16 protein-coding genes, 2 tRNA genes, 4 pseudogenes and 1 riboswitch are annotated in these 21,439 nt (G+C 69.2%); of the genes and pseudogenes, 10 read left to right on the forward strand and 12 right to left on the reverse strand.

Annotated features, from left to right (window positions below; translation table 11 throughout):
- Positions 1-11: 11 nt before the first annotated feature.
- On the reverse strand, positions 12-1,367 hold the full coding sequence (locus CK206_RS04825) for an IS256 family transposase (protein WP_069388925.1): 1,356 nt from the start codon (positions 1,365-1,367) through the stop codon (positions 12-14).
- A 67-nt stretch (positions 1,368-1,434) separates the two neighbouring features.
- On the opposite strand from CK206_RS04825, the pseudogene CK206_RS04830 reads away from it, so the two are divergent.
- Positions 1,435-1,899, forward strand: a pseudogene (locus CK206_RS04830) (CHAT domain-containing protein); the annotation flags it as partial.
- Positions 1,900-2,016: 117 nt separating this feature from the next.
- On the forward strand, positions 2,017-4,845 hold the full coding sequence (locus CK206_RS04835) for a DNA methyltransferase (RefSeq protein WP_096905729.1): 2,829 nt from the start codon (positions 2,017-2,019) through the stop codon (positions 4,843-4,845).
- 230 nt (positions 4,846-5,075) lie between these two features.
- On the opposite strand, the gene CK206_RS04840 is transcribed toward CK206_RS04835, so the two are convergent.
- Positions 5,076-6,518: an IS481 family transposase gene (locus tag CK206_RS04840; RefSeq protein WP_069390199.1), complete on the reverse strand. Its 1,443-nt coding sequence runs from the start codon at positions 6,516-6,518 to the stop codon at positions 5,076-5,078.
- A gap of 350 nt (positions 6,519-6,868) precedes the next feature.
- Here CK206_RS04840 and CK206_RS04845 point away from each other — a divergent pair, with 350 nt between their 5' ends.
- The gene (locus CK206_RS04845; protein ID WP_096905730.1) at positions 6,869-7,087 is read left to right on the forward strand and encodes a hypothetical protein; all 219 of its coding nucleotides are present in this window, start codon (positions 6,869-6,871) and stop codon (positions 7,085-7,087) included.
- A gap of 168 nt (positions 7,088-7,255) precedes the next feature.
- Here CK206_RS04845 and CK206_RS04850 read toward each other — a convergent pair whose 3' ends face one another.
- Both CK206_RS04850 and cbiE read right to left on the reverse strand, forming a co-directional pair.
- Positions 7,256-8,038: a cobalt-precorrin-4/precorrin-4 C(11)-methyltransferase gene (locus CK206_RS04850; protein WP_096905731.1), complete on the reverse strand. Its 783-nt coding sequence runs from the start codon at positions 8,036-8,038 to the stop codon at positions 7,256-7,258.
- Positions 8,035-9,279, reverse strand: a complete 1,245-nt coding sequence (gene cbiE / locus CK206_RS04855; RefSeq protein ID WP_096905732.1) for a precorrin-6y C5,15-methyltransferase (decarboxylating) subunit CbiE — start codon at positions 9,277-9,279, stop codon at positions 8,035-8,037. Before cbiE ends, CK206_RS04850 begins: the two co-directional genes overlap by 4 nt.
- Positions 9,280-9,354: 75 nt before the next feature.
- Positions 9,355-9,542, forward strand: a riboswitch (cobalamin riboswitch).
- A gap of 21 nt (positions 9,543-9,563) precedes the next feature.
- On the opposite strand from cbiE, the gene CK206_RS04860 reads away from it, so the two are divergent.
- From CK206_RS04860 to CK206_RS04870, 3 genes are read left to right on the forward strand one after another with little or no spacing between them, the layout of a single operon-like run.
- Positions 9,564-11,798 carry a magnesium chelatase subunit D family protein gene (locus tag CK206_RS04860; RefSeq protein WP_096905733.1) on the forward strand — a complete coding sequence of 745 codons (2,235 nt, stop codon included), beginning with the start codon at positions 9,564-9,566 and terminating at the stop codon, positions 11,796-11,798.
- The gene (gene cobO, locus CK206_RS04865) at positions 11,798-12,412 is read left to right on the forward strand and encodes a cob(I)yrinic acid a,c-diamide adenosyltransferase (RefSeq protein ID WP_067714278.1); all 615 of its coding nucleotides are present in this window, start codon (positions 11,798-11,800) and stop codon (positions 12,410-12,412) included. The genes CK206_RS04860 and cobO overlap by 1 nt, the downstream gene beginning before the upstream one ends.
- Positions 12,406-13,896 (forward strand): cobyrinate a,c-diamide synthase, encoded by a 1,491-nt coding sequence (locus CK206_RS04870; protein ID WP_096905734.1) that lies wholly within the window; start codon positions 12,406-12,408, stop codon positions 13,894-13,896. Before cobO ends, CK206_RS04870 begins: the two co-directional genes overlap by 7 nt.
- 51 nt (positions 13,897-13,947) lie before the next feature.
- Here CK206_RS04870 and CK206_RS04875 read toward each other — a convergent pair whose 3' ends face one another.
- From CK206_RS04875 to CK206_RS04900, 6 genes are all read right to left on the reverse strand, one after another.
- Positions 13,948-14,214 carry a type II toxin-antitoxin system RelE/ParE family toxin gene (locus CK206_RS04875; RefSeq protein ID WP_096905735.1) on the reverse strand — a complete coding sequence of 89 codons (267 nt, stop codon included), beginning with the start codon at positions 14,212-14,214 and terminating at the stop codon, positions 13,948-13,950.
- Between the two features lie 8 nt (positions 14,215-14,222).
- A complete protein-coding gene (locus CK206_RS04880; RefSeq protein ID WP_096907289.1) occupies positions 14,223-14,489 on the reverse strand; it encodes a type II toxin-antitoxin system Phd/YefM family antitoxin in 267 nt (88 codons plus the stop codon).
- 39 nt (positions 14,490-14,528) lie between these two features.
- Positions 14,529-15,269 carry a cobalt-precorrin-6A reductase gene (locus CK206_RS04885; RefSeq protein WP_096905736.1) on the reverse strand — a complete coding sequence of 247 codons (741 nt, stop codon included), beginning with the start codon at positions 15,267-15,269 and terminating at the stop codon, positions 14,529-14,531.
- Positions 15,266-16,837: a cobyric acid synthase gene (locus CK206_RS04890; RefSeq protein ID WP_096905737.1), complete on the reverse strand. Its 1,572-nt coding sequence runs from the start codon at positions 16,835-16,837 to the stop codon at positions 15,266-15,268. Before CK206_RS04890 ends, CK206_RS04885 begins: the two co-directional genes overlap by 4 nt.
- 91 nt (positions 16,838-16,928) lie before the next feature.
- Positions 16,929-17,005, reverse strand: a tRNA-Ile gene (locus CK206_RS04895).
- 52 nt (positions 17,006-17,057) lie between these two features.
- Positions 17,058-18,446, reverse strand: coding sequence for a carboxylesterase/lipase family protein (locus CK206_RS04900; protein WP_254050481.1), 1,389 nt, complete (start codon positions 18,444-18,446; stop codon positions 17,058-17,060).
- Between the two features lie 59 nt (positions 18,447-18,505).
- On the opposite strand from CK206_RS04900, the gene CK206_RS04905 reads away from it, so the two are divergent.
- From CK206_RS04905 to CK206_RS04915, 3 genes and pseudogenes are all read left to right on the forward strand, one after another.
- The gene (locus CK206_RS04905) at positions 18,506-18,928 is read left to right on the forward strand and encodes a nuclear transport factor 2 family protein (RefSeq protein WP_096905738.1); all 423 of its coding nucleotides are present in this window, start codon (positions 18,506-18,508) and stop codon (positions 18,926-18,928) included.
- A gap of 71 nt (positions 18,929-18,999) precedes the next feature.
- A pseudogene (locus tag CK206_RS04910) lies at positions 19,000-19,257 on the forward strand (dihydrofolate reductase family protein); the annotation flags it as partial.
- Positions 19,258-19,365: 108 nt separating this feature from the next.
- The gene (locus tag CK206_RS04915; protein ID WP_096905739.1) at positions 19,366-20,901 is read left to right on the forward strand and encodes an HNH endonuclease signature motif containing protein; all 1,536 of its coding nucleotides are present in this window, start codon (positions 19,366-19,368) and stop codon (positions 20,899-20,901) included.
- Between the two features lie 5 nt (positions 20,902-20,906).
- Here CK206_RS04915 and CK206_RS04920 read toward each other — a convergent pair.
- Positions 20,907-21,221: pseudogene (locus CK206_RS04920) on the reverse strand (molybdenum cofactor biosynthesis protein MoaE); the annotation flags it as partial.
- On the opposite strand from CK206_RS04920, the pseudogene CK206_RS20710 reads away from it, so the two are divergent.
- Positions 21,196-21,291 (forward strand): annotated as a pseudogene (locus CK206_RS20710) (deaminase); the annotation flags it as partial. The pseudogenes CK206_RS04920 and CK206_RS20710 sit on opposite strands and share 26 nt — an antisense overlap.
- Positions 21,292-21,347: 56 nt before the next feature.
- Here CK206_RS20710 and CK206_RS04925 read toward each other — a convergent pair.
- Positions 21,348-21,420, reverse strand: a tRNA-Asn gene (locus CK206_RS04925).
- Positions 21,421-21,439: the final 19 nt, after the last annotated feature.

Here is a 21,439-nt window from a genome sequence, read left to right on the forward strand (position 1 = left end):
AGTGATGTCTGTCACATGTGGGGGTCGAAGCGTTCCGGGTAGGCCAGTGCGAGTTCGGCCAGTGCGGCTCGCCAACCGTGGATGGTGGCGCCTTCGACGAGTCTGGGGATCGATTTCCGGGGGCCTGCGTGGCCGTCTGCTCGGCGTTGAGCGTCCTTGGCGCGTTCTCGGTCTCGTCGGTCCTCGATGTTGCGTATGGCTAGCCATAGCAGCTTGATCGCGGCGGCATCGCTGGGGAAGTGCCCGCGGTTCTTGGTGATCTTGCGCAGCTGGTAGTTCAGCGACTCGATCGAGTTCGTGGTGTAGATCAGCTTGCGTGTGGCTGGGCCGAAGGCCAGGAACGGGATGAACCGCTCCCAGGCGGCCTCCCACGACCTGACGGCGGTGGGGTACTTGGCGCCCAGCGGCGATTCGGCGAAGGCCTCCAGTGCGGCTCTGGCGGCCTCGGCGTTGGCGGCGGTGTAGATCGGCTTGAGTGCCTTGGCCACGTTCTTGCGGTCGCTGTAGGACACGAACCGCATCGAGGCCCGGATCAGGTGCACCACGCAGGTCTGCACCTCGGCGAAAGGCCAGGTCGCGGCAATCGCCTCGGACAGTCCGGTCAGCCCGTCGCAGGCCACGATCAGGACGTCTTTGACGCCGCGATTGGCCAGTTCGGCGCACACGCTGGCCCAGAACGCCGCGCCTTCCTTGGCCTGCACCCAGATGCCGAGCACGTGCTTGACGCCCTCAAGATCGACCCCGACCGCGATGTGGGCAGCGCGGGTCTTCACGTGGGCTCCATCGCGGATCTTGATGTGGATCGCGTCCAGGAACACCACCGGGTAGAACGCCTCCAACGGGCGGTGCTGCCAGGCGGCGACTTCGTCCAGGACCGCGTCGGTGACGTTGGCGATGGACTCGTGCGACAGCTCCACCCCCAGGGTCCGCGCGAGGTGGTGCTCGATCTCCCGGACGGTCATTCCGCCGGCGTACAGCGAGATGATCTGGTCCTCCAGCCCGCCGAGCCGGCGGGCGCCCTTCGGGACGAGCTGGGAGGCGAACGAGCCCTGCCGATCGCGGGGCTGATCCAGTTCCACCGGGCCGACCTCGGTGGCCACGGTCTTGCGCGAAGTGCCGTTGCGGTGGTTTCCGTCCCCGCCACGGGCGTGGGCATCGCGGCCCAGATGCTCGGTCAGCTCGGCGCCCATGCCCCGCTCAAGGACGGCCTTGAGCATCTCGTTCAAAAAGCCGTCCTTGCCAGTCAACTCCAACCCTCGCGAACGGGTCTCGGCGAGTACGTGATCAATCAGCGCATCCGAGAACACCTCCCGGCGAAGCCCAGCAGCATCTGATACATCCGTAGCGTCGTGGTCGTCAACAGCCATAGCGTTCATGATTCCTCCTCCGGCTCAACTCACACAGACCATCTGACACGCCCAACACCTACCCGCCGCGACCACGTATGACCTCCTTGAAGGCCTCAACGAACACCGGCCCCACGTCGTGCACTTCTCCGGACATGCCAATAGTCTCGGCTTGCTCATGGAGAACGACGCTGGGACTCAAGTGGGAGACGGGCTGGACTTCAGTTTGCTCGCACGTCTGCTCGGCGCCACCGACGAGCCTCCGCGTCTAGTAGTCCTCAACGCCTGCGAGAGCTTGGCCGGAGCTGAGGATCTACTTCAAACGATCCCTACCGTGATTGCGATGTCGGAGGCAATCGACGACGCCAGCGCAGTTGTCTTCGCAGCAAGGTTCTATTCAGGAGTTGCATCCGCCCAGTCCGTTGCAAGTGCACTGGAACAGGCGAAGGTAGCGATGGAAGCTGCTTCGTTGGATGGATCGCACGTCCCCGAAGCTCGAAGCAGGGACGACGTAGATCTGGAAACGCTCGTTTTAGTTCGACCACCGACCTAAGCGGTATTCCAAGGGCGCTCTACCGTATGTCTAGGAGCGTTCACGGTCCGCACCGTTCCGATCAAGCATTTGTGTGTCGGAACAGTGAATCGGCCCATGTAGATCAGGAGTGTGTGAGTGTCGGCGACGACGTTGGACCGCGGCCAGATTCGTCAACAACTGCAAATCTTCTCGACCCACTGGTCTGAACGCATTGCTCAGTGGCGCAGCGACAAAGTCACTGGGACCGAGTCGAGCTTCGCCCAATCATTTTGGTCTGACCTTCTCGCCTGCTTCGGCATTAACGCCGCTCGCATCGACTTGTTCGAGCGGGAAGCTACCCGTGCCAGTACTGGAAACAAGGGCTCGATCGACGTCTTCCAGTCCGGGGTGTTCATCGGCGAAGCCAAGTCTCTCGGCGTCGACCTGGACAAGGCCCAAGCCCAGGCCCAGGATTACCTCGCGGGCGGTTCCATTGGACAGCACGAGTTCCCCAAGTACGTGGTCGTCACCGACTTCGAGCGCATCCGCATCGACCAGCTCGGAGAGGGCGAGAGTCACGTCGAGTTCACTATCGACCAGGTGCCCGCACACCTCGATGAGATGCTGTTCCTTGCAGGGCACGAAACCGTCACGCGGCGCGAGGAGCAGGACGCCTCCATCCATGCCGCGCAACTGATGGCCCAGCTCTACGAAGCGATGGTCGGTGACGAGGCCGATCAAGACATCGACGTCGATTTAGTTCTCACCGGAGATCCCGCCGATGAGGACGCCAGTGTGCAGCGGGCCTCGATGATGCTGACCCGCATCCTGTTCCTGCTTTACGGCGACGACGCCGGGCTCTGGGAAGCGGACCTGTTCCACCGGTGGGTCGAGCAACGCACCGACGCCGACAACCTCGGCGCACAACTGCACTCCCTGTTCGGTGTGCTCAACACCCCGACCAGCAAACGCAACAAAAATCTCGGTGACCTGCTTGCCCGTTTCCCTTACGTCAACGGTGCCCTGTTCGCCGATGCTCTGCCGCTGGAGTACTTCACCCCCGCCATGCGCGACGCGCTCCTAAAAGCGTGCCGGTTCAGGTGGACCCGGATCTCCCCAGCCGTGTTCGGCGCGATGTTTCAGCTCGTCAAAAGCAAAGAAGCGCGACGCGAGGCCGGGGAGCACTACACCTCCGAGACGAACATCCTCAAGACCATCGGGCCGCTGTTCCTCGACGACCTACAGGCCGAGGCCAACCGACTCTGCGATAACAAGTCCACCAGCGTCAAAGCACTACGCGAGTTCCGCGACAGTCTCGCTACCCACGTGTTCGTCGACCCGGCCTGCGGATGCGGGAACTTCCTGGTGGTCGCCTACCGCGACCTGCGACGGATCGAAACCCAGATCATCCGCGAAATCCGCACCCGCGAGGGGCAAACCGGTATGGCACTGGACGCCACGCTGGAAACCAAGGTCACCATCGGTCAGTTCCACGGCATTGAGATCAACTGGTGGCCGGCCAAGATCGCCGAAACCGCCATGTTCCTCGTCGATCACCAAGCCAACCGTGAACTCGCCGCCGCCGTCGGCCAAGCTCCCGAACGCCTACCGATCGCGATTACTGCCCACATTCACCACACCAACGCTCTCCAAATCGACTGGAAGGACCTCCTTCCCGTACCAGCCGGAAACACCTACGTATTCGGTAACCCGCCGTTCCGTGGGGACGGTCGGGAGCAGGACCAGCTGCGCGATCTACAAGCTGCGTGGGGCGAGGACAAGCAGCTCTCTCGCATGGACTTCGTGACTGGGTGGCACGCGAAAACTCTCCAGTTGTACGCCAGCCGGGCCCACGGCGAGTGGGCGTTTGTCACGACGAACTCGATCAGCCAAGGGGACCAGGTTCCGCGCCTATTTGAACCGATCTTCGACGCTGGTTGGCGGATCAAGTTCGCGCACCGCACTTTCGCCTGGGACTCTGAAGCGCCAGGCAAAGCAGCTGTGCACTGTGTCATCGTCGGTTTCACCCGAGACCGTAGTGCCAAGCCTGAGCTCTGGGACTATCCCGATGTGAGGGGCAGGCCCACACCGCGCAGCGTCTCAACGGGAATCAATGCGTACCTAGTGGACGGCCCCAACGTTCTAGTCACGAAGGCTGCTGCACCGATTTCACCGGAGGTCGGCAGGACTGTTTACGGGTCGAAGCCGACCGATGACGGGAATCTGATCGTGGAGGTCGACGAGTATGACGAGGTCATGGCTGACCCCATTGCAGCGAAATACGTGCATCAATTCGTCGGAGCGCGTGAGTTGTTGCGTGGAGAAGACCGCTGGTGTCTGTGGCTCGACGGAATGAACCCGGCCGACGCAAGTCGGTCTCAGATCTTGAAGACGCGTATCGAGCGGGTACGCGACTTCAGATCGGCATCGCGAGCAGCTAGTACTCGTGACTTCGCGCAGTTCCCCCATCTGTTCCGTCAGCGTGCCAAGCAGGATCTTCCCTATGTGTGCATCCCCAGGCACGTTAGTGAAAACCGGCGCTACTTTCCGGTGGCAAAGTTCGGTCCAGAGGTGATCGCTGGCGACGCAAACTTCACTCTCAAGGACCCGGACAACCTCCAGTTCGCCCTGATCTCATCGTCGATGTTCATTACTTGGCAGCGAACTATCGGTGGGCGAATCAAGTCTGATTTGCGCTTCGGAAGCACGCTGACTTGGTACACCTTCCCCGTGCCTGAACTCACGGACAGGGACAGGAAACGAATCATCGAGGGCGGCCAAAAAGTTCTGGATGCTCGAGCGCAGCATCCAGACCGAAGTCTGGCGGATGCCTACAACCCGTTGGCGATGGACCCGGTGCTCGTGAAGGCGCACGATGCTTTGGACCGGGAGGTTGACCGAGTTTTCGGTGCGTCTCGGAAACTCAGCAACGAACGGCAGCGGTTGGAACTCTTGTTTGCCCGGTACGCCGAGCTCACCCACTAGCCCACTAGGCCCCTAGGGCATTAGGACACTGTGGGCTAGGTAGCTAGTGACCTAGGTTCGGGGCTCCCTTGGCAGATAGGGCCAGTGGGTACGCCTAGTCCGGCGATCCGGTGTGTTATCTCGCAACATCGTGGACACCGGATCTCGACTCTTCGGTGACAGCCGATCTCACGACTTCGTGCACGTCTACCAGGCATCGCGCGTTGCCCCGTTGGAGTTGGTGGCCGGTGTCATCGACCGTCCCCAAAGACTTCGGGGACAGCCTCCTGACGCCGAGCGAACTCTGCTTCATGTTCGGCAATCTTCCGCGCCCACTGTGCGGTCGGGTTGGCCACGTGAACGCCTCGGATGGCGTAGGAGGCGACGTGCCGGCCGCGGACCCGCAGCGCCACCATTGGCAGCGGGAAAGACATGACGACCTCGCCGGTGGTGATGTCGGACAGGAGAAATTCGTCGTCGGTGATGGTCCGGTAGAACTCGCGTCCGCCGAACGTGGTCGGAAGACGCACGGCGTACCCGTGGTAGTAGACCTGCCGGTTCGCTGCCGTGACCTCAACGACCGTTTGGTCTGCGGCCTGCTCCATCGCGTCGACGCTGGGCGGTTCAGGCAGCACTTGCCCTGACTTGGAGACCGTTACCGTTGCACGCCCGATCTGTCGTTGGCTCAAGCGTCGAGCCTGCCGATACTGGGAGGCCTTTGCTTGGAGCACCTCCATGCGAATCGGTTCGACCGCAGGGGTGTGGTCGAGTAGATCCCACGCAGTCCGTGGCGTGGCCTGGTCCAGAGCCTGGTGCGGGCGGCGGTGGTTGTAGTGCTCGCGGAACCTGGTGATCCGCTCGCGCAACTGCTCCAGCGTGCCTGGACGGTTCGCATTGAGAAACCGGGTCATCGTCTGGTGTGAGCGTTCATTCTTGCCCTGCGTGGTGGGCCTTCCCGGCAGGCCCGTGATGGGCATGGTGCCTCTCGAGGCGAGGAACACCTCCACGTTGCCGATCCTGCCACCGCGTAGCTGGTTGAACGCAGACGAGTTGTCTGACAGCAACTCCTGAGGAGCGCCGTGCCGCTCAATCGCGTCCTCGAGTACACGTTTAGCGTCGATGCTGTTCTCGTGCCGGCTATGGGCCCACGATCCGACGTCGTAGCGGGTCGCGTCGTCGAGCACCTGATAGACGGTCGCAGTTGTGCCGTCAGCGAGGCGATACTCGAACGCGTCCAGCTGCCACAGCGCCATCGCTGTGGCGCGGACGAACGGGATGTAAGACGACTTCGGTCGCTTCTTCGGGGCCGGGTCGACTTGCCCGACTGCGGACAGCAACCGGCCGATGGTCGCCACCGACGGAATGAAGTCCCCGGGGAAGGCGTCTTGCATCGCGGCCTCGTAGTGGATCGAGCGTGGGCCGTAATCCCATCCATCCTTCTTGAGACGCTTGCGGATCCCGACGATCTCGTTGACCACGTCTGGGCCGTACCGCCGAGCCGGTGACCGTGGCGCTCGAGAGCGAGGATGCAACGCCGCCGTCGACTCCTGGGCCGCGCGGGTGCGCACCTTGTAGAACACGCTGCGCGAGATCTTCAAGGACCGGCAGAACTCGGTCACGGACAAGGCGTGCGGTTGGGTCGGGTCGTAGTTGATGATCGAGGCCCGCGTGCGCGGCGACAGTGAATTGGACATGACCGCCACACTCGCCCAGCCCACGCCGATTCCTGTGCACGATGTGGTGAGACAGCGTGTCCACGATGTCATGAGATCGTGTGTCCTCGAAGTGATGAGACAGGACACACGAAGTCGTGAGATCGGCTGTCACCGAAGAGTCGAGATCCGGTGTCCACGATGTTGCGAGATAACACACCAACTCGCCGGACCCGCGGTACCGACAAGCCCTATCTGCCACTCCCTGGCCGCGATCGGTCCCTCATTTACGACTTCCTCGACCTAGAGGGTTTCTACCTGCACTTTCGTTGGCGTGCTGCACCGGCATGAGTCGCCGATAGGGTCACCGACCTACAACGAAAGGAGGTGAAATGGAGACCATCGTTTATTCGTTCATCGCACTCGCGTTGATGCTCGTGGTCGTCGCCGCTGTTTACGGAGGAGTGACCGTGCACAAGGCGGCGAACGGCACCGCGTCCAGTGGTGAGCTGGCAGTCGGGGCCGTTCGTGTCGCAGGCATCATCGCGGCCGCGAGCCTGGTCGCGTTCGCGACCAGCTACACGGCGACATTCCTGTCGCAGTTCGGCTGAGTCACCCAAGGGGCGCCCCTGCGGTCTGACGACTGCGGGGGCGTCGTCGTTGGTTAAACTAAACGTCGGACTGGTTTTCGTCGGTCCCCCCAGCACCCGCCCTACGGATGTGCCGATAATGTTGGGTTATGTGAAATTCCCTGGTCAGCGCTCGGGCGCCGGCCGCGTTCAATCCCCTCCGAGCGTATCGGCGACACTCCGCCGCTTCGACTCACGCTCGGGATTCGAGGCGTACAGCCACGATTCCGCTTCGCCCGGCCTGACCAGCGCGCGGCCGACCATGATCACAGCAGCCTGCCTCAGTCCGGCAGCCTCGACCGCGTCCGCGATGTCAGCGAGAGTGCCGCGCAGCTCCACGCGGTGCGGGCGGCTCGCGTTGGCCACCACGGCCACCGGGCAGTCGGCGCCGTGCGTGGGGATCAGCCGCTCAGCGAGTTCGCGGGTACGGGTGATCGCCAGGTGCAACACAAGCGTCGCGCCGGTGGCGGCGAAATTCTCCAACGACTCAGTCGACGGCATCGCCGTCGATCGCGCCTGAACACGGGTGAGCACCACCGACTGAACCACTTCGGGAACCGTGAGCTCCACGCCCAGCTCGGCGGCCGCGGCGGCATAGGCGGGAACACCAGGAACTACATCCCACGGAACGCCCGCCGCGTCGAGTCGGCGAGTTTGCTCGGCGAGCGCCGAGTACAGCGACGGGTCACCCGAGCACAGCCGGACCACCTCGAGACCCTCTGCGTGAGCGGCGACGATCTCGCCGATGATCCCATCCAAGTCCAGATGTTGGGTGTCCACCAACCGGGCCTCGGGTCGGCAGTGGTCGAGCACACCGTCGTCGAGATACGTCCCCGCGTACAGGCACACGTCGGCGGCGGCAAGCGCCGCAGCCGCGCGCAGCGTCAGCAGGTCGGCGGCGCCGGGGCCGGCTCCCACGAAGTGAACGGTCACGAGCTCTCCCCTGTTTCCGAAGTATCAGCCGTAGCGACGAAGGGCTTCACGGCCACCCACTGCACCACCGCACGGGCGGGGGCCCAGCCGGTGAACCGGCCGATCGAGTCCGCGTGCTCGACCTGGATCCTGGTCAGCTCCCCGCCGAATTCGGAGCGGGCGTCGACCACCACGCGCTCGGTCTCCAGCGTCACCGCGTGGGCGACCAGCCGGCCGCCCGGCGCCAGCGCTTCCCAGCACTGTCGCAGCAGGCCAGGAGCGGTGCCACCCCCACCGATGAACACCGCGTCCGGCCGCGGCAGATCGTCCAGAGCCTGGGGCGCCCGTCCGTAGACGACCTCCAACGACGGCACCCCGAGCCGCGCGGCGTTGCGCGCGATACACGCCGCCCGCCCGGGATCGGCCTCGATGGCGATAGTCCGGCAGGACGGGTGAGCGCGCATCCACTCGATGCCCACCGACCCGGCGCCGGCGCCCACGTCCCACAAGAGCTCACCGGGGGCCGGTGCTAGCCGCGACAGGGCCGAGGCGCGTAGGTCGCGGCGGGTGAGCTGGCCGTCGTTTTCAAAGGCGTCGTCGGGCAATCCCGGCGCCAGCCCGAGCGGGCGGGCGGACGCGTCGGCCACGAATTCAACCGCCAACACGTGCAGGGCGGGAGCCTCGCGGCCAGCCGCCCAGTCGCGCGCCGCGCGGGAAAAACGGGCCTCGGCCGGGCCCCCGAGATCGGACAGAACGGTCATCGCGCTCCCCCCGAAGCCGGCGCCAACAAGCATCGCGACGACCTCTCCCGGCGTGTGCCGGTCGGCCGAGAGCACCAGCACCCGCCGTCCCGGCGCCAGCTCCCGGGGCAGCGCGCGGTGGTCGCGCAGCACCGCCACGGACTCGGCGGGCCACCGCATCCGGGCGCAGGCCAGCGCGACCGAAGACACCGCCGGGAGCACCTCCACCGCGTCCACGCCGAGTACATCGATCAGGGTGGTGCCGATCCCGGCGACCAGCGGATCACCCGAGGCCAGGGCCACGATCGACCGCCAGCGGAACCGCTCGAGGAGCTCCGGCAACCCGTCCCGCAGCGGCCGCGGCCACGGCACTCGTTCGGCCGTCACGTCGCCCGGAATCATCGCCAGATGACGCTCCCCGCCGAGCACCACATCGGCGCCCAGGACGGCGCGACGGCGGGCCTCGTCGAGCCCCGCCCACCCGTCGCCGCCGATGCCGACGACCACCACCCGTGCATTCATGACGCGGAACCCTACCGCGACACCTGAGGCGCCCCGGGACAGGCCGTTGGGCTAGCCTCGGGACCACACAACCGAACAGACCCCACAGCACGAGGTGCCCCACGACCCGCCACTGGCGGAGCGGAGGGGAGAATCAGGGAAGCCGGTGAGAATCCGGCACAGGGCCCGCTACGGTAACCCGGCCTCTCAGGCGATCGCGCCCCGCGCGCACGTCCGAGATGAGCCGGGAAGTCCGGAGACCGGCCTCGCGCTGACCAGCCTGGCAGACGAGAGCGGGAGCCCCCATGCCACTGCACTACCCCTTCAGCGCTGTCGTCGGTTCCGACGACATGGCGCTGGCCCTGACGCTGACCGCGGTGTCCCCGGCGGTCGGCGGCGTGTTGATCCGCGGTGAGAAGGGCACGGCCAAGTCCACGATGGTTCGCGCCCTCACCGGGATCCTGCCGGAGGTCGAGGTCGTCACCGGCGACCGCTTCTCCTCCGCACCCGAGGACCGCGGCTCCGAGACCCCGGACGGGCGTATCCCCCACGACGCGCCCACCGAGCGGCGGCCGGTCCGCCTGGTCGAGCTACCGATCGGGGTGTCCGAGGACCGCATCACCGGATCACTACACCTGGAGAGTGCGCTCGCCGACGGTGTGACCGTGTTCCAACCTGGCCTGCTCGCCCGCGCGCACCGCGGACTGCTCTACGTGGACGAGGTCAACCTGCTCCACGACCACGTGGTGGACCTGCTGCTCGACGCCGCCGCGATGGGCCGGGTGACCGTGGAGCGCGACGGCATCTCGGTGGAGCACGCCGCGCGCTTCGTACTGATCGGCACCATGAACCCCGAGGAGGGTGAGCTCCGGCCCCAGCTGCTGGACCGCTTCGGCCTCACCGTGGAGGTGGCCGCGCCCCGGGACCCGGAGCTACGGGCCGAGGTGGTGCGCCGCCGGATCGCGTTCGAGGCCGACCCGGCGGGATTCGTCGCCGCCCACGCCGCTGACGAGGTCGCAGTGCGCGAGCGGATCGCCGCCGCGCGGCGCGTGCTCGACCGGGTGTCGCTGACCCCCTGGGCGCTGTCGACCATCGCCCGGGTGTGTGCGGGCTTCGACGTGGACGGCATGCGCGCCGACATCGTCACCGCCCGCACCGCCGCCGCCCACGCCGCGTGGCAGGGCCGGACCCGGATTACCCGCGAGGACATCCGCGTCGCCGCGCGCATGGCGCTGCCCCACCGCCGCCGTCGTGCCCCGTTCGATGCGCCGGGGCTCGACGAGGACCTGTTGGAACGGCTCCTGGGCGACGACGACGAGCCCGATCCCGACCCCCGGGACGAGACCGCGCCGGCCGAGAACGCCGAACAGTCGGAGTCCGCAGAGGAGTCCGCGTCGGCAGACACCCCGGATGCTGAGTCGACCCCGGCGCGGGCGTCGGCCGAGGACGCCGGGCACGAGCACGCGCCCGAGCAGACCGAGCAAACCGAGGACGGCCCCGGCGCTGGCGACAACTCCGGCACCGCGGGCACCGACCAGGCGGACGGCCAATCGGACGACGACGCCGACGGCCGAGCCGACGAGCAGCCCGGCGGACACGCCGCGGAGGACACCCCCGGCGACGGCTCGCGGTCCGACGCTCCCGTGCCCACCCCGCCCGAGCCAGGCACGGTCACCGCTGCCGCGGCGCCGTACCGCACCCGCCTGCTCGCCGTCGCCGGCACCGGCCACGGCGCGGCCGGCCGCCGGTCGAGGGCGATCACCACCAGCGGACGCCGCATCGGCGCGGGCGCGTTCACCGGGTCCGACCTGCACCTGCCCGCCATGATTCGGTCCGCCGCGCCGCAGCAGCCCGCCCGCGGTCGCGAGGCCGGCCGCGACGGTGGCCGACTCCGGCTGGCCGCCGAGGACCTGCGCTCGTCCGTCCGCGAGGGCCGCGAGTCGAACCTCGTGCTGTTCTGCGTGGACGCCTCCGGCTCCATGGCCGCCCGCACCCGGATGGAGCAGGTCAAGACCGCGATCCTCTCCCTGCTGCTGGACGCCTACCGCCGCCGCGACAAGGTGGGACTGGTGACCTTCCGCGGGTCCGCGGCCCACGTGGCCCTGCCGCCCACGTCGTCGGTCGACATCGCGGCCACCCGCCTCGCGGAACTCCCGGCGGGCGGCCGGACCCCACTGGCCGAGGGACTGCTCACCGCCGCCGAGGTCCTGCGCATTGAAGGCGTCCGCGATCCGCGGCGGCGGGCCCTCCTCGTCGTCGTCACCGACGGCCGCGCCACCCACGGCCCGGACGCCCTCGCCAGGTCCCGCACCGCGGCGACCGGGCTGGCCTCCCTCGGCGTGGCCTCGGTGGTGGTGGACTGCGAGACCGGCCGCTTCCGGATGGGCCTGGCCTCCGAGCTCGCCGGGCACCTGGGCGCTGAGCACGTGCCACTGGGCGAGGTCACCGCCGAGGGACTCACCGACACGGTCGACGTTCACACAGCCCGCGCCCGCACCGCGCGCCCCCGGGGCGTCGACCCCCGGAACGAGGTGGCCTGATGCCCAAGGGACAGCCGGAGATCGTGCCCGACGACGGGCTCAGCACCCGCCAACGCCGCAACCGGCCGCTGGTCATGGTCCACACCGGGCCCGGCAAGGGGAAGTCCACCGCCGCGTTCGGCCTGGCCATGCGCGCGTGGAACCAGGGCTGGGACATCGGGGTGTTCCAGTTCGTCAAATCCGCCAAGTGGCGCATCGGCGAGCAGACCGTCATGGAACGCCTCGCCCGCCTGCACGACGAGACCGGCGAGGGCGGGCCGGTGGAGTGGCACAAGATGGGCTCGGGGTGGTCGTGGTCGCGCAAGGACGGCACCGAGGACGACCACGCCGCCGACGCCGCCGAAGGATGGGCCGAGATCAAGCGGCGCCTCGCCGACGAGCGGCACGACCTCTACCTGCTCGACGAGTTCACCTATCCCATGAAATGGGGCTGGGTGGATGTCGACGACGTGGTCGCCACCCTCGCCAGCCGCCCCGGCCGGCAGCACGTGGTGATCACCGGCCGCGATGCCGACCCCCGGCTGCTCGAGGTCGCCGACCTGGTTACCGAGATGACCAAGGTCAAGCACCCGATGGACGCCGGGCAGAAGGGTCAGCGGGGCATCGAATGGTGACCGCGCTGCCGCGGATCGTCGTGGCCGCGCCGGCGTCGGGGCACGGCAAGACCACCGTCGCGACCGGCCTCATGTCCGCGCTGCGCCGCACCGGGCTGGAGGTCTCGGGGCACAAGGTGGGCCCCGACTACATCGACCCCGGCTACCACGCCCTGGCCACCGGGCGGCCAGGCCGCAACCTCGACCCGCACCTGGTGAGCGAGGAGCGGATCGTGCCGCTGCTGCTGCACGGCGCGGGGGCGGTCAACCGGCCCGGGGGGCGGCCCGCCGACGTCGCGGTGATCGAGGGCGTGATGGGCCTGTACGACGGCCACATCGGCGGCAACGGGTTCGCCTCCACGGCCCACGTCGCCGCGCTCACCGCAACCCCCGTCGTGCTGGTCGTGGACATCTCCCACGCCTCCCGCAGCATCGCCGCGGTGGTGCTGGGGATGGCCTCCTACGACCCGGCCGTGCACATCGCCGGGGTGGTGCTCAACAAGGCCGGCTCGGTCCGCCACTCCGACGAGGTCCGCCGCGCGCTGGCCCCGCTCGGCATCCCGGTGCTGGGTGTCCTCCAGCGCGACGATGACGTCACCGCCCCCTCCCGCCATCTCGGCCTGGTCCCCGCCGCCGAACGCCCGGAGGCTGCGCGGTCGCTCGATCACCTGGCCGGGAAGGTGGCCGCGTCGATCGACCTCGAGGCGGTCATGCGGATCGCGCGTGAGGCGCCGCCGCTGGCGGGCGGGGCGTGGTCGGCGCGCGTGGCGCTGGGTGGTGACCGAGCCCACGAGGTCGACGACGACGAGGGCCGCCCGCTCATCGCCGTGGCCGGTGGCCGGGCCTTCACGTTCCGCTATGCCGAGACGGTCGAGTTGCTCGAGGCGGCCGGCTGCTCGGTCGTGCCGTTCGACCCGCTGTCCGACGAGGCACTGCCCGACACCGCCGGGGGGATCTACCTCGGGGGCGGGTTCCCGGAGGTCCACGCCGCGGACCTCGCCGCCAACGAGCCGATGCTGCGGGCGCTGCGCGCGGCGACGGCCGCCGGGACGCCGACCGTCGCCGAGTGCGCGGGCCTGCTCTACCTCTGTCGCACCCTCGACGGTGTCCCCATGGTCGGTGCGGTCGACGCCGACGCGGCCATGGCCCCGCGGCTCACGCTGGCCTACCGCCGGTCGACCGCCGTCGCCGACAGTGTCCTGGCGACCGCCGGCACCGAGGTCACCGGCCACGAGTTCCACCGCACGGCCGTCAACCCGCCCGCCGGCGCGGCGGGCGCGGCGGGCTCTTACGCGGCCGTGCCCAGCACGGACGGGCCGGGCGCGGCTCCGGCCTGGACCAGCAGCGCCGGACCGGAGGGCTTCGTCAGCGGGTCGGTCCACGCCTCCTACCTGCACACGCACTGGGCCGGGCATCCGGCGATGGCGGCCCGGTTCGCGGCGCACGCGCGGCGCTTCGCCCGGTTAGCGGACCGCGGAATGGGCACGGCCGCCGAGTTGGTCTGACTCCGCGACGACGAGCGCGCTATCCGGCGACACCAGCCCCTCAAACCGCGCTCACTGATACACATCCCGTCTGTGCTCGACCCGGAGAACGAGGATCTCTCTGGCGTCGTCGTCGATCCGATACAGGATGCGATAGGTCCCGCGACGGGCGGAGTACACGCCGCTCAGCTCCCTCCGCAGTTCCTTGCCCACTCGCCGCGGGTTCGCGATCAATGGCCCGGTAAGGAATTCGACAACCGCCGCGGCGATGTTCTCCGGAAGGCCCGGCTGGATCGCCCGAGCCGCGGGTGGGGCGACGACGAGCTCGTAGCCTTCCACCGCGCGGCCTACGGACGGAGGGCCCGGACGGCATCGACGCCGCGCACGACATCTCCGCGCGTCCTCGCCGCATCGGCCTCCCGGATATCCGCCAACGCTGACGGGTCGGAGAGGACATCAAGCGTCTCCTCGAGAGCGGCGAGATCGTCCGGGCTCATGACCACGGCCACCGGACGTCCGTTCTTGGTCACGGTGACGCGCTCGTGGTGCTTGGAGACACGGTCAACCACGTCGCTGAAGTTGGCCCGGACCTCACGGAGCGGCTCGGTAGACATGTACACAATTGTGCCACGCTTCGCGCGTAGGCGACATCCTCAATCCAGGCTGTGGGCCCACTCCGCGGCGGCGGCCGCATCGGCCACCACGTGCACGCCCGGCGCGGACCCGGGCCGCCGCACCACCACGATCGGTACGCCGAGCTCGTCGGCCACGGCCATCTTCGACCACGTGTGACCGCCGCCCGAGTCCTTGGTGACCAGCACGTCCACACCGTGATCGGCGAAGAGCTCGCGCTCACCCTCCACCGAGTAGGGGCCGCGGTTCAGCAGCAGCCGCCACGACGCGGGCAGCTCCACCTCCGGCGGGTCCACCACCCTGACCAGCGCGTGGTGCTCGGCGAGCGGGCCGACGAACCTGTCCAGCGACTGCCGGCCGATCGTGAGGAACGGCCGCCGGCCCACGCGGGACGCAGTAGCGGCGGCCTCGTCGTGGTCGTCCACCCAGTGCCAGCCGTCCGCGCCGGGGGCGGCGGCCCACCCCGGTCGCTCGAGGCGGAGCAGCGGGACCTCCGCGGCGGCGCAGGCTGCGGCGGCATTGGCCGAGATGCCGGCGGCGAAGGGGTGGGTGGCGTCCACGACCGCGGCCACGCCGGCCTCCGTGAGGTGCCGCCGGAGCCCGTCGATGCCGCCGAACCCGCCGACGCGCACCTCCCCCACCGGCAACCGCGGCCGCGCGACCCGGCCCGCCAGAGACGAGGAGAACCGCAGGCCGCGCTCCTGCAGCAGGACGGCGAGGTCGCGGGCCTCGGCGGTCCCGCCGAGGATCAGCACGCTCACCGCTCCGCCCCCGGCGGCAGCAGCGGCAGCTCCGGAGCACCCGAGCGGGCCAACTCGAGAAGCGCGTCCAGGTCGAGGTGCTCCTCGGCGAGATCGGCCAGCAGGTCGAGCCGCGCCTCGCGGGCCCGCGCGAAACTCACCCCGGAGGCCGGACGCACACGACCCGCGCCGCCGGAGCCCTCCCCCACGCCGCCGGAGCCGCCGACGACCTCGGCCAGCAGAGCCGACCGGAAGCCGTCCGACTCGAGGGTTCCGTGCCACATGGTGCCGAACACGCGGCCCCGCCGGGCTCCGCCGGGGAACTCCTCGTCGTCGTCGACCCGCTCGCCCCCGCCGCCGACGCTCACCCTGCCGTGGTGGATCTCGTACCCGCCCACGTCCTCGCCCAGCGCACGTCCGGTGGGCAGTCGCAGGACCTTCTCGGCGCCGAAGCACGTGGTGGTGGGAAGCAGTCCGAGTCCGGTCACCCGCGCGCCGGGCTCGCCCTCGATGCCGTCCGGGTCGGAGATCTCCCCGCCGAGCATCTGGAAGCCGCCACAGATCCCCAGCACCGCGCCGCCGCGCTCGACGTGGGTGGTGAGCGCACGGTCGAGGCCCCGGGCGCGGAGCCAGGCGAGGTCGTCGAGGGTGGCGCGGGTCCCGGGGACGACGACGAGGTCCGCCCCCGCGAGGTCGCGGGGCTCCGTGACGTACTCCAACTCCACGTCCGCCTCCAGGCCGAGTGCGTCGACGTCGGTGAAGTTGCTGATCCGCGGCAGACGGATCACGGCCACCCGCAGGGTGGCGGCGGCGTCGGCGGCGCGGGGACCCACCGCGAGGGCGTCCTCCGAGTCCAGCCAGAGGTCGGGATTCCAGGGCAGCACCCCGTGGACCGGCCGGCCGGTGAGGTCCTCGATCTGCCGCAGCCCGGGGGCCAGCAGCGTCGGGTCGCCGCGAAACTTGTTGATGACGAACCCCGCGACCAGCCGCTGATCGGCGGGCTCGAGCAGTGCGACCGTGCCGTAGAGGGCGGCGAAGACCCCGCCGCGGTCGATGTCCCCCACCACGACGACCGGCATGTCCGCGTGCCGGGCCAGGCCCATGTTGACGTAGTCGCTGGAACGCAGGTTGATCTCGGTGGGGCTGCCGGCCCCCTCGCAGATGACGAGCTCGTGACGGGAGGCGAGGTCGTCGTAGGCGGCGTACGCGGCCTCGGCAAGGTGGGCCCGTCCGTCGACGAAGTCGCGGGAGGACACCGACCCGGCCGGCTGTCCCATCACCACCACGTGACTACGCCGGTCGCCGCCGGGTTTGAGGAGCACCGGGTTCATCGCGGGCTCCGGGGCCACGCCCGCGGCCAGCGCCTGGATCCACTGCGCGCGCCCGATCTCGGCGGTGCCGTCCGGGCTTGTGCTGTGCGGACCTGTGCTGTGGGGGGCGGCGACCACCATCGAGTTGTTGGACATGTTCTGGGCCTTGAACGGGGCCACGTCGATGCCGCGTCGGGCGAACGCCCGACACAGTGCGGTGGTCACGACGCTCTTTCCGGAATCGGAGGTCGTACCGGCGACGAGCAGTGAGTCGACCATGGAGATCGATTCTAGTCGGGCGCTCCGGGCCCGCCTGACCGGGCCGACCCGCGTCCGCGGTGGGGTCGCGGCGTGGTGGTGGGGCCAGCTGTGGTGGGGCCAGCGGGGCTCGAACCCGCGACCAGCGGATTATGAGTCCGCGGCTCTAACCAACTGAGCTATAGCCCCCCGCACGCGCCGGGTATGTCACCGGCACGCGCCGCGCAATCGTAGCAAGACGTCAGGAGTCTCCGGCGGGCCACCAGACCGCGCGGACGTCGGCCAGTCCGTCCTCGACGACGGCGGGAGGGTCATCCCACACCTGCACCCGTCTCCCGGGAGGCGCATAGGGCGGGGACCCAGGGTCCCCGGAGCGGACGAAGTCGACCCACGACCGGTGCATCGCGTCGACCAGATCCGGAGGCGCATCCGCTCCGAGGTAGGCCCGCACGTTCGCGGCTTCCGGCACCGACCAGAAGAACGGCAGGTCCGCGCAGTGCACGGCGCCGCGGCCCTCGGCCCAGCGGAAGTCGTACACCCAGGTGGGCGCGCCGGCCGCCACCCGGGTCTCTGCCGCCCGCACAACGGTCGAGTGGATGGTCGCGGCGTCGACCACCGCCCCCACCGCCCGGCGCAGCGACTTGCCCGCCGACTGTCTGGCCAGCGCGCGCAGTCCGGTGGTGGGCAGTTCCTGGGACCGCAGGATCATCGCGGCACCCGGCACCAGCGCCGGACCGGGGAGGGCCCGGACGACCCCCTCGAACTCCGTGGCCGTGGAGCCGATGAGCAGGGGCAGGGCGAGCCCGGGACCGCTCCCGATGCCCTCCAGGGGCGGGACCGGGACGGTGTCGTCGCCGACCGTCGGCCGGAACGGCATGAGGAAGGGATTGTCCTTGCGCAGGCGCCGGTGGAATTCGTCGACGGCGCCCCGCCCGCCGGCGGCCAGTTCCGCCGCGGTCGTGCCCTTGGGGGCCTGAGCGGCAGGCGATCGCAGCACCGCGGGCGACGAGGCGATCCCCCGGTGGAACAGGCCGACCGACAACGGCGAGGCGAGCAGGCAGAGCACCGCCCCGCCGCCCGCCGACTGACCCGACACCGTGACCTGCCCGGGGTCGCCGCCGAACGCCGCGATCTCGTCGCGGACCCACTCCAGGGCCATGATCCAGTCCCGCACCCCGCGGTTGTCCGGGGCGTCGGGGAACGCGGTGAACCCCTCGACGCCCAGGCGGTAGCCCACCGAGACCACGACGATCCCGGCGCGCGCGAAGGCGGTCCCGTCGAACCAGGGCTGGTGCGACGACCCGGACTCCCAGCCGCCGCCGTGGATCCACACCAGAACCGGGTGGCCCGTGCCCTCGGTGGGAGCCCACACGTCGACGTGCAGGATGTCCGTGCCGGCGACGATCGGCTCGGGGATCGCCGGATCGGGGTCGAAGCGCAGCCGCTGCGCGGTGGCCGCCGGCCGGGTGGCGTCGCGGACGCCCGGCCACGGTTCGCGGCGGACCGGGGCGGCGAACCGCAGGTCGCCGACGGGGTCCTCGGCGTACGGAATGCCGTAGTAGCGGACCACATCCCCCAGATCGGTGCCCTTGACGCGGCCGGTGGACAGCGCGATCTCGACGTCGGTCATGGCGGCCAGATTAGCGACGACAGCTGAGATCCCCCGGCGATCACTGCTACCAAGGGGAGATGACAAGTGATAGGGACCTGATCATTGAGCGTCTGGCCGACGTGGCCTCAGCGTTGGACTCACGTGACTGGGACGGGCTGGGCGAGCTGTTCACCGAGTCCGCCACCGGGTACGGCGCGACCGGTCGGCAGGCGATCATCGAGAGGGTCAGGGAGCACCTCGGGGGCTGCGGACCGTCCCAGCACCTGTTGGGCAACCATCGGGTCCAGCTCGCCTTCCACGGAGACGAGGACCGGGCACGAAGCCTCACGTACGCGCGGGTCCTCCACCTCGGTGCCGGGGACCAGTCCGATCTGTCCTACGAGTGCCTCGGCGAGTACTCGGACCTGTGGACCCGCACGCCGGAGGGCTGGCGGATCGACTCGAGGAGGTTCCACATCAGCTTCGACCGAGGCGATTTCCGGACACTCCAACCGGGCTGATCGCCGACTGCCTCCCATGGGAGGCGGCTTCGGGTCGTACAACGACAACGGTGATTGGGGCGGCTACTGACGATTCCGGCGTGTTCGACCCCTGGGTCACCCAGATGACCACGCTGCTGACCACGGTGGTGTCAACGACGCTGGATGGTCCCCTCGACTGGCCGGACGCGGCCATCGTCAGCGGAAACGCCGTCGAGGTGGTCGCTCGCTTGAAGCAGCAATCCGACGTGTCGTTGCGCTCGCACGGCAGCTTGTCGATGAACCGGGCGCTGATGGCCGCCGATCTGGTCGATCGGGTGCAGGTGACGGTGTTTCCCTGGCGCAGTGGGTGGGTACCAGGTTGGGGTGAGTGATCGAAAATGATCGAACCCTTGTGCTAGTGCGCCGGTGCGGGTATTGTCGAATGTAGGTTCGATGTCGGTGGCGGAGGGGGTGGAATGGTGACGACGACGAGTGCACTGTTCGCCGTACCCGAGCCCCTCGGCATGGTCGACATGGAGGCCGTCAGCGAGGCGGCCCGTGCCGCGACGTTGGCGCAGAACCGCGCCGGGGCCACGCGGCTGGAGGCGGCGCATGTCCTGGTCGACCAGTTCGCCCGGGCCGCCCAGGCACAGGCGGAGCAGGCCGACGAGGCCGGCGCCGGTTCGCGTCGGCCCGCGTACGCCCGGCTGGATCCGGAGGCCCGGGCCCGCGATCACCTCGTGGCGGCGTGCCAGCTCACGTGCTGGCACGCCGCGCGGTTGGTGACGGCCGGGACGCAGATCCACCGACGGCTGCCCCGTCTGCGATCCACGGTCGACCGCGGGCTACTGCCCGAGCAGTTGGCGGTCGATATCGCGTGTCGCCTGGCGGAGGTGTCCGACGCGATCGTGTCGATCGTGGAGGACGAGGTGGTCGCGCGCTTCACGGACGATCTCGACGGTGGCGACCGGCCGACCCGCAACGCGGTGGACTCGGCGATCGATGACGCCGTGGAGCGACACGACCCGGCTGCCGCGCAGGACGCCGCCGCCGCGGCGGCCGCCACCCGCTCGGTCCGATTCCGCGGCGACCGGAACGGCATGGCCACGATGTGGGCCAGGCTCACCGCCGCCGATGCCGAACTCCTCCGTCGTCGCATCGAGACCGATGCGTCGGCCGCCTCGGCGGACGGACTGGACGGTTCCCTGGACCAGCTCCGCGCCGACGCCCTCGCCGCGCTCGCCGTCTATCCGCCTGCTGGTGACCCGTCCACGACCAGCCCCGGCCCCGGCTCCGACACTGACTCCGCGTCCGAGCACGACGGCATCGCACTCGGCGACGTCAGGCTCGGGGCGGACCTCCCCCGGCCCACGCTGGGTAACGCCGCGCGGGCCGGTCAGCCGATCCGCATCAGCGTGATCGCCTCCGCGGCCCGGGGCCTGCCCAACCGTGTCGAGTTCGTCCACGGCACCTACAGCAGCGTCGAATGGCTCTGCACGGAACTGCTCGAGGGCGACGACGCGAGCGTGCGGTTCGAGCTCATCGACCCCGCCCCCGGCGTGCTCGACTCCCCCGAGCACGCCCTGCGGTACATGATCACCCCCGCGATGGCCGAGCGAATCCGCATGCGCGACGGCACCTGCCGGCACCCCGGGTGCTCGGTTCCCGCCGAGGCCTGCGACGTGGACCATGTGATCGCGTTCAACACGAAGGACCCCGAGCTCGGCGGGCCGACCACCGAGTGGAACCTCGTCTGCCTGTGCCGCAAACACCACCGGGAGAAGACGTTCGGGACCAACGCCTACCGGTCCGGGCCGTTGGGTGAACTCGTCATCATCACCGACACCGGACACGAACACCGCACCCGACCCAAGGGCCCCTTGGCCCGTGCCCGTGACGCCATCTGGGAACGCGAGTGGAACGCCTTCGCCGACCGCATCGTCGCCGACGACGGCACACTCATCAATCCGCCGGGTCAGGACAGGTACCGACCCCGCAGACGGCCGGCCTGACCAACTCAGCAGTCGCCGACGCCCACCCATTCGGAGACGCCGTCGGTGAAGCGCTGCCGCTTCCAGATGGGCACCCCGTGCTTGAGACGCTCGATGAGCTCCGAACACGCCGCGAACGCCTCGGCCCGATGCGGAGCCACGGCGACCACCACCACCGCGACCTCGCCCACCGGCAGCACGCCCACGCGGTGGACGGCGGAGACGCGGACCGTGCGCCCGGAATCGGCCGCCGAGGTGTGCTCGACCGCGACCTCGTCGCAGAGCCGGGCGAGAGTGTCCCGGGCCGTGGGGTGAGCGGAGTATGACCTCGAACTGCTCGAGAGCCGCACCCTCGACGGCCGGATCCAGGAGCTGATCTACCGGCCCACCCTGCACGCCCCACCCGGCTGACCACCCTGAAATGCAGACCAGGTCAGGGCTCGGAAGCCACTGACCTGGTTGCTGAGCTCCCCCAATTGGACTCGAACCAATAACCCTTCGATTAACAGTCGAATGCTCTGCCAATTGAGCTATGGGGGATCACTGCTGGCGCCCGGCG

The sequence above is a fragment of the Dietzia sp. WMMA184 genome (assembly GCF_002441635.1).
GTDB classification, from domain to species: Bacteria; Actinomycetota; Actinomycetes; order Mycobacteriales; family Mycobacteriaceae; genus Dietzia; species Dietzia kunjamensis.